The organism is Candidatus Wallbacteria bacterium (assembly GCA_028687545.1).
Classification (GTDB): domain Bacteria; phylum Muiribacteriota; class JAQTZZ01; order JAQTZZ01; family JAQTZZ01; genus JAQTZZ01.
This window is the reverse complement of record JAQTZZ010000006.1, coordinates 1-12,328: the sequence shown is the minus strand read 5'-3', so window position 1 is coordinate 12,328 and position 12,328 is coordinate 1. Positions and strand designations below refer to the sequence as shown.

Annotated in this window: 7 protein-coding genes; 4 read left to right on the top strand and 3 right to left on the bottom strand. The window is 49.8% G+C overall.

Going from position 1 to position 12,328, the window contains the following annotated elements; genetic code table 11:
- Positions 1-175 precede the first annotated feature (175 nt).
- Positions 176-1,849 carry a hydroxylamine reductase gene (gene hcp, locus PHW04_04045; GenBank protein ID MDD2715052.1) on the top strand — a complete coding sequence of 558 codons (1,674 nt, stop codon included), beginning with the start codon at positions 176-178 and terminating at the stop codon, positions 1,847-1,849.
- Between the two features lie 95 nt (positions 1,850-1,944).
- Here the strand turns inward: hcp and PHW04_04040 are convergent, their stop codons facing one another.
- On the bottom strand, positions 1,945-6,768 hold the full coding sequence (locus PHW04_04040; protein ID MDD2715051.1) for an SUMF1/EgtB/PvdO family nonheme iron enzyme: 4,824 nt from the start codon (positions 6,766-6,768) through the stop codon (positions 1,945-1,947).
- 184 nt (positions 6,769-6,952) lie between these two features.
- Between PHW04_04040 and PHW04_04035 the strand changes: the two genes are divergently transcribed.
- Positions 6,953-7,726, top strand: coding sequence for an HD domain-containing protein (locus tag PHW04_04035; GenBank protein MDD2715050.1), 774 nt, complete (start codon positions 6,953-6,955; stop codon positions 7,724-7,726).
- A 9-nt stretch (positions 7,727-7,735) separates the two neighbouring features.
- Here PHW04_04035 and PHW04_04030 read toward each other — a convergent pair whose 3' ends face one another.
- Positions 7,736-7,864: a hypothetical protein gene (locus PHW04_04030; GenBank protein MDD2715049.1), complete on the bottom strand. Its 129-nt coding sequence runs from the start codon at positions 7,862-7,864 to the stop codon at positions 7,736-7,738.
- 123 nt (positions 7,865-7,987) lie between these two features.
- Here PHW04_04030 and PHW04_04025 point away from each other — a divergent pair, with 123 nt between their 5' ends.
- Together PHW04_04025 and PHW04_04020 are read left to right on the top strand one after the other, a co-directional pair.
- Positions 7,988-9,733: an ABC transporter ATP-binding protein gene (locus PHW04_04025; GenBank protein MDD2715048.1), complete on the top strand. Its 1,746-nt coding sequence runs from the start codon at positions 7,988-7,990 to the stop codon at positions 9,731-9,733.
- Complete coding sequence (locus tag PHW04_04020; protein ID MDD2715047.1) at positions 9,730-11,544, top strand: ABC transporter ATP-binding protein; 1,815 nt, start codon at positions 9,730-9,732, stop codon at positions 11,542-11,544. The genes PHW04_04025 and PHW04_04020 overlap by 4 nt, the downstream gene beginning before the upstream one ends.
- On the opposite strand, the gene PHW04_04015 is transcribed toward PHW04_04020, so the two are convergent.
- A complete protein-coding gene (locus PHW04_04015; GenBank protein ID MDD2715046.1) occupies positions 11,534-12,022 on the bottom strand; it encodes an NUDIX hydrolase in 489 nt (162 codons plus the stop codon). The two genes, PHW04_04020 and PHW04_04015, sit on opposite strands and share 11 nt — an antisense overlap.
- Positions 12,023-12,328 lie beyond the last annotated feature (306 nt).

Genomic DNA, 12,328 nt, shown 5'->3' with positions numbered 1-12,328 from the left:
AGCTGACCAAGGTTAAAGACTGAAGGTGAAAGCCTTGGAAAACACGCTTCATCCTTTCAGATTCGACTTTTAGCCTTTAGTCTTCCCTTGGTCAGTGGTCAGCAAAACATTTTATTGACATTTAAGTACTTTATTACTAATATAAAAATAATAAAAAACGCTCCAGGAGGTATTCATGTTCTGTTATCAGTGTGAGCAAACCGCCAAAGGTACGGGCTGTACTCAGTCAGGAGTCTGCGGGAAAGATCATCAAACCGCTTCATTACAGGACCTGCTTGTTTACGCCTGCCGCGGGATTTCAGCCTATGCCACCCGGGCCAGGATTTTCGGCATTAAAGATCGCGAAATTGACGTTTTTATCACAGAAGCCCTGTTCACAACAGTCACGAATGTGAATTTTGATCCTCAGCGGATGGCAGAGCTCCTGAAAAAAGCCTCAGGTTTAAAATCCAAAGCCATGCATTTATACCAAAGTGCGGCTGCCTTGAATAATAAATCCGTAGAAAAACTCACCGGTGCCGCAGAATGGCAGCCTGCCTCTGATTTAGCCGGATTGATCAAACAGGGGGAGAATGCCACCCTGGAAGCGGACATAAAAAAACATGGCGATGTAATTGCCGGCCTGATCCACATGGTTCTTTATGGCCTGAAGGGAATGGCAGCTTATGCGGATCATGCCCATGTGTTGAACCAGGACGATGACAGTGTCTATGCCTTTTTTCATACAACCCTCGATTTTCTGAACAGGGACAAGTTTACAGTTGATGAACTGGTAGGCCTGGCAATGAAAGTTGGGGAGACCAATATCAGGGTGATGGAGCTGCTGGACACGGCCAATACCAGCACTTACGGGCATCCGGTTCCAACCAGAGTCCGCATCACTCCCAGAAAAGGGAAGGCCATCGTTGTTTCAGGTCATGACCTGAAAGATCTGGAAGAACTTCTGAAACAGACCCTGGGAAAAGGCATCAACATTTATACTCATGGCGAGATGCTGCCTACGCATGGATATCCCGGATTTAAAAAATATCCGCATTTCATCGGCAACTATGGCAGTGCCTGGCAGAATCAGCAGAAAGAATTCGACCAATTCCCGGGCGCGATTCTGATGACCACCAACTGCATCCAGAAGCCGAAAGATTCCTATAAGAACAGGATTTTCACTTCCGGCCTGGTGGCCTACCCCGGCGTCCGTCACATTTCAGACCGCAACTTTTCTCCTGCGATCGAAGCCGCACTGGCAGCCGAAGGTTTCAAGGCCGACGAGCCGGAAAAGACAATAACCGTCGGTTTTGGCCGAAATGCGGTCCTGGGTGTCGCACCAGCTGTGATTGATGCCGTGAAAAATGGAAAGATCAGGCATTTTTTTCTCGTGGGCGGCTGCGACGGCGCCAAGCCCGGCCGCAATTATTACACTGAATTCGCTCAGAAAGTGCCTAAAGATTGCGTGATCCTGACCCTGGCCTGTGGCAAGTATCGCTTCAACAAGCTGGAATTCGGGGACATCGGAGGCATACCGAGGCTGCTCGATGTCGGGCAGTGCAATGACGCATATTCTGCAGTCAAAATTGCCCTGGCCCTGGCTGACGCTTTCAAGACTGACGTGAACAGCCTGCCGCTTTCGCTGGTGCTTTCCTGGTATGAGCAGAAGGCTGTAGTGATCCTCCTGTCTCTTTTGCATCTCGGCATCCGCAGCATGCGCCTCGGGCCGACAGTTCCGGCTTTCGTAAAACCAGCAGTACTGAAAGTTCTGAACGAAAAATTCAATCTGATGACTATCACGACACCTGAAGAGGATCTGAAAGCAATCCTGAAAACTGATGCAATCAACCAGGAAGCAACGGCATAATTTTTTAAAAAATAAAACAGTGAAAAAAGAGGCCCAATAGGCCTCTTTTGCTTAACGACGGGAATTCATGCGTTCAAGACTCAACAGCCCCTGCGTTAAGGGCCGACTACCAGGCGTACCCCGTTGTAAAAGCCGGCTCCCTGATCTGGAGAGTGGCCTCGAGTTGCGGACCGGCTGTATGTGCTGTATGAGTCATAACCACTACCCCGATAAACATATTCTGAGCCTGAAGACGGCCCTGCCGGGTCATCTTCTTCCTCGTCTGAATACGGCCCGTACAAGTCGCTGCACCATTCCCAGACATTACCCGGCATGTCATGAAGCCCCCAGGCATTAGGCTGCAACAGGCCCACAGCATGAGACTCGCCGCCGCTGTTGGCTTCATACCACATGCAGTTCACATCAGCAGTATCCCCCCAATAATAAGCTGTCTGTGTACCTGCGCGGCAGGCGTATTCCCATTCCGCCTCAGTGGGCAATCTGAATGTACCAATACCCCTGCGATTCAGCATTTCAATGAAGTACTGGCAGAAACTAAAGGACACCACCTCGACCGGTCTGACGCCGGAATTCGGATAACCGGCTCCCTGGCAGTGGCTTGGGTTGTCCATGGGGACCACTTCCTGCCACTGGTCCTGAGTCACTTCATATTTACCCAGCCAGAATCCTTTACTGATGTTCACGGTATGCCGCGGACCTTCGTCCGAATGCCGGCCCAGCTCAGTATCCGGGCTGCCCATCACAAAGCTGCCCGCAGGTACCCAGACGAAATCCATTGACAGCACACCAGTCAGATTCACACTCATCGTCTCCCCGGTTGAAGGTATGTTCCGGACGGTAATTCTCAGATCCGTACTCACTGTCGAGCCGCCTTCCGTGTAGCTCGCTGTCAGGACGACGCTTCCGGTATCAGCCGGAGCTGTATAGACATTGTGCTCGATCGTACCGCAGCCTGAACTTTTGCTCCAGACTTCGCCGGTAGCGGTGGATTGCGCTGTGTTCAGATAATGCGCTGTCACTGTGATTTTTCCCAGATCATATGAGTCGCCGGAGTTCAGTGTGATTACACCGGGACAGAGGCTGATGCTGGAAACTGTCCTTATTTCCGGGGTCACCTGCTTCCATCTGGCTTCGCGATTCACTGCCAGCCGCAGCCCGTTGTACCAGTACCAGTCGATGATGTCGTCGTAGAAACGCTTCGCAGAGCGGCAATAATTGACCGGAGTGCAGAACGACCCTCCCCTCAGGGCATGGTAGAAATCAGGCGCTGCTCCGGGTGGATCGTCTGCCGGAGAGATGCAGTAATAATCCTGATTATACCAGTCCTGGCACAGCTCATCGATGCCACCGATCATGTCATACAGGCCCCAGGCATTGGGGAGTTTCATTCCCACCTCATGGAAGGTGCCCCCGCTGTTCCCTTGATACCAGAAGTATGCATCCTCGATCGTGCTGCCCCAGTAATATGTCGTAGTGGTACCTGCCCTGCAGGCGTATTCCCATTCCGCTTCTGTCGGCAGCCGGAATGTGCCGGTTCCCCTGCCGTTCAGAGCTGCAGCGAAAGACTGGCAATCATCCCAGGTAATGCCTTCAAGAGGGTAAAAATCCGAGTCTGGGTAATCAGCCCCTTGGGCATTGCTGGGATTGCTTCCTGTCACTGCCCTCCATTGATACTGTGCCACTTCATATTTTCCAAGATAAAAGCCTTTTGTGATGTTCACGGTATGCTGCGGGCCTTCGTCAGGTTCCCTGTCCGGTTCATCAGGCGGACTGCCCATCGTAAAACTGCCGGCAGGGATCCAGACGAAGTCCATAGTCACTTCTCCGGTCAGGGGCAGGGTAATGCATTCTCCTGTGACAGGGATGGCCCACACTGTAATTCTCAACTCAGCAGTTTCAGTCACCCCTCCTTCAGTGTATCTCGCGTTCAGGACCACAATGCCGGCATCAGTTGAAGCGGTATAGACGTTGTTTTGAATCGTACCTCCGCCTGAGGACAGACTCCAGATTTCCCCGTAGACTTCTGCGCTGCTGCCGTCCGAATATGCTGCAAATGTCCTGATCAGAGACAGATCAAACGCCTGCCCGGCATCCAGGTTGATCACTGCCGGATCAAGCTTCAGTGAATTCATTGTCACTATTGAATCTGCTTCAGCCACCAGCCTCAATCCGAGATGCATGGTCATATGATAATCAGGATTGAAATAGACGCGGGAAGCTGATCTGCAGTACTGGGAGAAACTGAGCCACGAGCCTCCCCGCAGGACATGGGCAGGGCCGGATTCCGATCCGGCAGGGTCGACTGCAGGAGAAGCTGTATAATCTCCATACCAGTCGTTGCACCATTCCCAGACATTTCCGCTCATGTCATACAGACCCCAGGGATTAGGGAGTTTCTGACCCACGTCATGTGTATGTCCACTGCTCATGCCGAAATACCACATGTGATTTCCATCAATGTAGTCTCCCCAGTAATATGGCGTCACAGTCCCAGCCCGGCAGGCATATTCCCACTCTGCTTCATAGGGAAGCCGGAAAGTGGCTTTGCCCTTATCATTCAGCAGTTTGATGAAATCCTGGCAGTCTGCCCAGGAAACCTGCTCCACCGGATAATTGGGATTACCGGAAAAATGGCTTGGATTGCTGCCAGTCACTGCCTGCCACTGAGCCTGGGTAACCTCGTATTTTCCAAGATAAAAATCCTTTGTGATGCTTACTGTGTGCTGCACTTCATCGGTATCCCGAAGTGGCTCATTCTCAGGGCTGCCCATGGTAAGGCTGCCGGACGGGATCCTGACAAACTCCATGCTCACCTCTCCGGTCAGTGAAACAGTAATGCATTCCCCGGTGTTATGCAGGTCCTTTACTGTCACTAAAAGCTCAGCAGTCCTGGTCACTGTGCCTTCCGTGTAACTTGCAGTCAGAATCACACTGCCTGTATCCAGTGGAACTGAATATAATTTGCCTTCAATTGTTCCGCCGCCTGAGGTCAGACTCCAGATTTCACTATTGACCTCCGTGCTGCTGCCAACCGTATACTCTGCCAAGACTCTGATGTAGGAAAGATCATATTTATAGCCTTTATCCAGAAGAATTACTGACGGCTGGAGTGCAAGAGAAGCCAGATCTCCATTTTTCACTTTAAACATGCCCGATTCTCCAGCCAGGCCGACTTTCAATCCATCGTCAGGGACTATTTTAATCCTGACTCTGGTGTGATTCCCTGTGATGTCTGATCTGGAACTCCAGGTAACAGCTCCGATACCTGGAGTGATTCCGGTAAGTGTCCCGCTGATATTCGCTGATCTGGTGTAGCTGTAACCATCATCAAGAGAGTAAAAGACCTGCACGCTGCAGGTATCATTGTCCGGGTCAAACAAAGTGTAGAAAAAAGTGATTTCACCAGAATCACCAAGAACTTCCACGCTCGTAATAAAAGGGGTGTTATTGTCACCGGATAAAGCTGAGTATCCTGAATCGCAAGCGCTGAGTTGACTTGCCTCGCCAGTATTGTTTACCGACATGACCTTGTAGTAATACAAAACCCCGGCCGACACTCCTGAATCTTCATAGGCAGTTTCAGCTATTTGAGACGAAACGGCCGAATATGCACCTGTAATCGAATCAGCACGGAAAACCTGATAACAAGCTGCATCAACGACAGTGCCCCAGGTCACTCTCACTCTGTCAGTGAAGGAAGCATCGCTGGCAGATATCCAGTGCGGTGGATTCAGAGAGGCGATGGCAGGAACATACTGCAGCAGGCCTTCGTTCTTTAGATATATCCAGTAGCCCATGTTCGGGGTTAATTCCCTCAGTGTGCTGAAGTTTAGAGCACTGTTGTTCATAAAAGTGCGGAATCCTTCCATTCCGGCATCAGGCGGAAACCGATAGAATCCCATGATGTACTCCACTTCTCCACTGATGGCTGTATCGCCAAAGATGGAAGCAATAGAAGTGTTCAGCTGATTCTGAGCTGTCGGCAGGATGTGTGAGGACTCCAGCCAGTAACCGGCCAGATTCCACCCCTGGCCAAGCGAAATCGAATGGTTACCAGGCATTCTGTTACCGCTCACCTCCAGCGTATCGTCACCGGTCATGTAAACCCAGTAGCCATGATCAGGATCAAGAGCTGTCAAAGTGCTGAAGGATTTCACTTCCGGCAGATTCAGATAGGTTCTGAATCCTTCGCTTCCTTTGTCTGGAGGATTGCGGAAAAAACCCAAAATGTATCTCATATTGTCAATGCCGGAAAAAATAGTTTCGATTGAATCAGAATCCGGAATCAATCCCAGGCTCACCAGATTCCAGCCTGATTTCAAAGATATCCGCCTGGCAGTTCCTCTGGCAGAAAGACTCAAGGTCTGTGTTGCATGATTAGTGAAACTGAGACTGGCTGCAGCATGCGCTCCATTAATAAACAGATTCAATTTTTCACCGGCCAGGTATCCTTCGTCTATCGAAACAGTCGCGGGATCATCTCCATAAATCGTCATTGCACCATATTCTCCCGATTGTTCAACGACTGACTGTCCGCAGATATCACCATCTCTGGCTGTAATAAGGTCACCAGGGATTACGGCTTCCAGCGTGCCGTCCCCGTCATGATCCACTTCTGCAGTACCGGAAATACACATACTGAGATTCGACAGACTGATTTCAGGAATCGGGGATAATTTGATCTCAATGCCGTCCAGCTTTTTATCTGTTGCTTTGATCTGCATCGTTCCAGGAAAATACCCTCCTTTATATGCAGTCAGTGCATAAGCAGCCGGGGAAATACCGTTAAAAGTAAAATTCCCGCTGGTATCAGCTGTCGTTTCCCTGATGATTGAACTCGCTTTCCAGAGCGTGATTCTTGCTCCGGAAATGCCGCAGGATCCTGAAACAGACACATCAGCAGTCGCGGAAGTTAGCATCCCAACAAGAATTAATGCATCTATAACTTTAGCCGCCGCATTCATGCTTTGCCTCCAGTTTGCATTGCTTGACTACTCTTATTCATTGGCGGCACTTGTCTTAAGACAAGATGCTCATTGTACGGAGTCTTTTCGAAAATGATATCATGAAAATTATTACCCGCCAGCACGAATGGAGAAAATAATGTTCAAAATCCCAATCCACGGCAATGAGAAACTCCAGAAAATCTACGATATCGCAGCTGCAGACATTGAGCTTCAGACTTACTGGGAAGCCGCAAATGTGGTAGCCATAGACCGGCTGCACCTGAATGACCATGGCAGAGTACATGTCACCATAGTCACAAACATCGCCATGAAGCTGCTGAGAATGCTGCACGAAAACGGCGTCCAGACCAGTATTGAGAAAGACCATGGTCTGACTTATCAGGACTCAGAGGTTGTGCTGTTTCTCGCCTGCATTCTCCATGATATCGGGCACATCGTCCATAGAGATCATCATTCCTTCTTCGGAGCTGCGATGGCTCCGATGTTTCTGGAACGCATGATCACAGGACTTTATCCGCCTGAACATAAAGCCAGGATCATCGCAGACGTCTGTCACGCGATTTTCACACACCGCGAAGAGGCAGTTCCTCTGACCATTGAAGCCGGCGCGCTGCGGGTTGCCGACGCTCTGGACATGAAACGCGGCAGAGCCAGAATCTCCTTCTCTGAGATCGGTTCCACCTCTATCCACACGGTTTCCGCATACGCCATCAAGGAAGTTTCCATCGAAAAAGGCGACGAAAAACCGATCAAGATCAAGATCCTGATGGCCAATTCTTCAGGCATTTTCCAGATCGACAGTTTGTTGAAGCATAAGCTCAAGAACAGCGGCATCGAACAATGGGTAGAAGTTTACGCCTTCATTGAAGGCGAAGTGGAAGAAAAGATCATCAACATTGTCAGGTATTAAAATGCGGGGCTAAAACCGATATCCTACGCTGAACTTTGAACTCTCAAAAAAGTTCGTTCTGAGTACATCCCCGATATCTTCAGGTCTGACTTCCACCTTTTTTCCAAGGCGGTGGTTGATTTCCTTGATTCTTTTCATAATGGACATAGCATGCCTCCTGATAATAAGATTAATATCGGAATTATCTCCAAAAATCTTAGATAATTTGATGTCCCTTTCTCTATGATTGCAAACCACCTGCGGGTAAAATAAACTGTGCAGATGGGTAAAAGCGGTCCGAGTTTTTTCAGAAGATTATTACCTTATTTCGCCATGCAGAAAAAAAGGCTCCTGATTTCACTGTTCACTGTCACCATCATTACTGGAGTTCATTTGATCAGACCCTTCATTTTGCGCTGGATCATCGATAAATACATTCCTGCCGGAGATATCCATGGCGCGGTTGTCTGCGGGCTCTTTTTCATCCTCTGCCTCGCTGTCGGAGCCGGAATGAGCTATCTGCAGGTTGTAGTGCTGGCGCGGGCCGGGGCCGAGATCATCCGCACTCTCAAGCACAGAGTGTTCACGCATGTCGTCTCCCAGGGCATGCGCTTTTTCGATAAGAACCAGACCGGCAAACTCCTCTCGCGCACAGAATCCGACGTGGACAAGCTGGAAGCCCTGTTCACCAATATGACGGGCATGCTGATCTCCACGGGATTCATGCTGTTTGGAATTGTCGGAGTGATTTTCTGGGAACAGCCTGTACTCGGCATCTGGATTCTGTTCCTCGCACCAGTTCTGATCGTTCTCTTTTATATCTACCTGTCCTACATGGTGAAGCTTTTCACCAGAGTCAGGGAAAAGAACGCTGAACTTACCGGTTACATCGCGGAATATGTGCAGGGCGTGCCGCTTCTTCAGCTTTACTCGAAAAAAGATGTGGCAGGCAGACTGCTCATGGATAAACAGAAGGACAAATATGATCTGGAAGTCAAATCCCAGTTTCTGGAATACGGGATTTTCTGGGCCTGCTTCGACATGATCTCAGAAGTACTGGTGCTGATCGGGCTGTTCGCATACAGCCTGAAGAGAATATACGCCGGGCAGATGAGCGTGGGCACAATGGTCATGTATCTGGAACTGATGCGGCAGTTCTTCGGTCCGCTCAGGGGCCTGATGCACACCTTGTCCCAGCTCCAGAGCAGCGTGGCCGCAGGCAGAAGGCTTTTCGACCTGCTGGACAATCCGCCGGACGTGATCGATGATCTTACATGCGGCGATAAAATCAAGCTCACCGACCGCATCGACTTTCAGAACGTCACCTTCGCCTATGACAAGGAAGCAGTGCTGAAAAACGTAAATTTTTCAGTCAAAAAAGGTGAACACATCGCGATTGTAGGGGCATCTGGTTCAGGCAAGACTACCTGCATCAACCTGCTGCTGCGCTTCTACGACAGTCAAAGCGGCACCATCACCATCGACGGGCAGGATCACAGAAAATTCCAACTCTGCGAGCTCAGGCGTGACATCAGCCTCGTATTGCAGGAGATCTACCTCTTCCCAGGCACGATCATGGAAAACCTCAGATTTTTCGATCAGTCACTGCCTGAAGAACGTGTGATTGATGCTGCCAAGCTTCTCGGAGCTCATGAATTCATCATGAAAAAGCCGGACGGCTATAAGACATATCTTTCTGAGCGCGGCGGAAATCTTTCCCAGGGAGAGCGCCAGCTTTTGTCTTTCACCAGAGCCCTTGTCAAGGACCCTGACATCTTGATTCTGGATGAAGCCACTTCGTCTGTGGACGTGATCACAGAGCATTTCCTCCAGGAGTCGCTCAAAAAACTCATGGAAGGCCGCACAGCCATAATCATTGCCCATCGGCTTTCCACAGTGAAGAGCGCTGACAAGATCCTGGTGTTCGAAAACGGCGGGATTGTGGAATCAGGCAGGCATGACGAACTGATGGGAAAAGACGGCGTATACCGCAGACTCTCCCTGATCCAGGCTGTGGAGGGTCAATGATCGACAAGGTCAGAAGCCTCAAAAAACCCAAGCTCTATTACTTGAAATGGGTCTGGAACAATTACAAACCCAGGCTGCCCATGGTACTCCTGCTCGTGCTGATGACAGTGCTTTCCACCACAGTCAGCGTACTTTATCCGATTGTCTATAAGTACATCCTGGACGGCCTGGTCGGCAACCTGAAACTATTCGAACAGGGAAAATTGAGCATGGACGCGGTGATGGCTGACAGGCTGCGGGTGATCAAACTTTTACTGTGCTTGGGCGTAGGGCTGATGATCTCGAATTTCTATCCCTTCCTGCGTGGCCGGATGAATCTGGTATTCGAGATGGCTTTCCGCGAAAAATTCTTCGCAGAGATCCTGCAGAAGAACTACCGCTTCTTCCTGCGCTACAGGACAGGCGATATCGTGACGCGTCTCACTGAAGACCTGCGCTCGCATCAGCCGGGCATTGCCTGGTTCATCTGCTCCGGGATTTTCCGCGGCTTCAATTCAGCCTGCATCATCCTGTTCTGCCTGATCAGCATGATGACACTTTCGGTCAAGCTGGCCCTGCTTTCGATAGTCCCGATCCCCTTCATGTTCCTGTTCTTCATCAAACTCGAAACAGTGATCGAGTCCAGGTATAAAAAATACCAGGAATGCATGTCTGAAACTAATGACTTTCTGGAGTCTGCCTATGCGGGCATCAAGATCGTCAAGTCATTCAATGCAGAGGCCTCGCAGGCGGATTATTTCGCCGGTATACTCGGACGGCGGATGGACCTGCAGATGAAGCTGATCAGGATCAACGGTTTATTCATGGTCTATTTCGAGTTCATGAATTATCTGGGCCAGGTGATGGTGCTCCTGTTCGGCGGCATGATGGTGATCAGAGGCGAGATCAGCGTAGGCACCTATTACGCTTTTTACAGCTATCTGGGGATGATTGTCTGGCCCCTCCTCGACATACCGACGCTCTTCGTAACTGCAGCCCAGTCTTTTGTGGCAATCGACAGACTGGACGACATGGAGGAGTTTGAAGCAGACCACCCAGATTATCTTTGCGGTGAACGCAAGATCGACCGGATTGAATCCCTGGAATTCAGGAATGTTGGATTCGCTTATCCTGCAAAGCTTGAGAGTTCAGATCCGAAGAAAAAAGGGTTCGGGCTGAAATCAGTCAGCTTTGAGGTGAAAAAGGGTGAAAAAGTTGCGATAGTGGGAAAAATAGGCTCGGGCAAGACTACGGTACTGAATCTATTCTGCGGATTTCTGAATCCTGACTCAGGTGAAATTTTAATCAACGGAATCCCTGTATCAGCCCTGGAAAAAGAAAATTTCCGCTCCCTGCTCGGATACGTGCAGCAGGAGCCGAACATCTTTTCGGAAAGCATCAGAACAAACATCGATTTCTGGAGGAACAAGACAGAGCAGGAAATCAAAGGCTGCGCGGGAATTGCCCAGTTCCATGAAGAAGTGGAGAAATTTCCAGGAAAATATGACGAACTGATCGGGCAGCGCGGCACAACTCTGTCAGGAGGCCAGCGGCAGCGCCTGTCCATAGCCAGGGCTCTGGCCGGGAAGCCGCAGCTTTTCCTGATGGACGACGTCACCTCGAGCCTGGACGCGGAGAACGAGCAGCAGTTCTGGCGCAGCATGAGCCAGGAATTTCCAGAGATCACTTCGCTGATCGTCACGCACAGGCTTTCCACAGCCCAGCGCGCAGACAGGATCGTGGTGCTCACTGACGGCGCAGTGGAAGCGATCGGCAATCACGCCGAACTGATCGAGAAAAGCGCGACTTACAGGGAACTGATCAGCAAGTAGCTGCAGTCTCGAAGTAAAACACTCTGTTGTCCCGCCTGGCTTGCAGGGCATTTTTCACTCTTTCCCATAGGGTCGGGGAAAGCAAGGATTTTGATTCATCCAATGTCATGAACCTGGACTCGATTAATTCTTCGCTGCCCAGATGAAGATTTGAGATCTGTTTACGATTGAGAAATCCTCCATTAAATATGAACATCAGCGATTCGGTGCGGATGGAGTCTCCTATCGAATACTGGAGACAGAGCAAGGGCAGGTTTGCGGGGTCAAGTACTAAATCTAATTCTTCTTTCACTTCCCTGACGCATGCCTGGATGGGTGATTCGTCTTTTTCCACCACTCCACCTGGAATCTCCCAGGTTTTTTTATAATTCGGCCTCAGAATCAGGAAGCGCTCCGCTGCATCGAAAAACAGGGCACCTGAGGCCATCCGTTTGGCAGGGAGCTGCCTGTAATAAATGTAATCGTCCATTTTCTTCATAGTCCCAAAATAAACAACCTGCAGAGTATAAGTCAAACTTGCCTATCCTATAATCCAGTTCTCCAGCCTGTCCATCTCACACTATAAAAAAGTATTGGATTTTATTTTTCTCTTCTGTAAAATGTTAAAGCTTCAAAAATACTGGGGCAAAGTAAGTCTAGAATGATTTGCTTAACTATAATTCAGGGGGAAAGCGTGAGTAAAACATGGGGAAACTTAATTTTGATCCTGGGCTTCATTGCAGTTTTTCTGGCAGCCACAGGCTGCTTCAGAACCCACAACATTGGTCCTGGTGTGAATATGCCC

Coding starts and splice junctions, on each gene's coding strand:
- hcp (MDD2715052.1), top strand. CDS start 176: ATGTTCTGTTATCAGTGTGAGCAAACCGCCAAAGGTACGGGCTGTACT.
- PHW04_04040 (MDD2715051.1), bottom strand. CDS start 6,768: ATGCTAACTTCCGCGACTGCTGATGTGTCTGTTTCAGGATCCTGCGGC.
- PHW04_04035 (MDD2715050.1), top strand. CDS start 6,953: ATGTTCAAAATCCCAATCCACGGCAATGAGAAACTCCAGAAAATCTAC.
- PHW04_04030 (MDD2715049.1), bottom strand. CDS start 7,864: ATGAAAAGAATCAAGGAAATCAACCACCGCCTTGGAAAAAAGGTGGAA.
- PHW04_04025 (MDD2715048.1), top strand. CDS start 7,988: ATGGGTAAAAGCGGTCCGAGTTTTTTCAGAAGATTATTACCTTATTTC.
- PHW04_04020 (MDD2715047.1), top strand. CDS start 9,730: ATGATCGACAAGGTCAGAAGCCTCAAAAAACCCAAGCTCTATTACTTG.
- PHW04_04015 (MDD2715046.1), bottom strand. CDS start 12,022: ATGAAGAAAATGGACGATTACATTTATTACAGGCAGCTCCCTGCCAAA.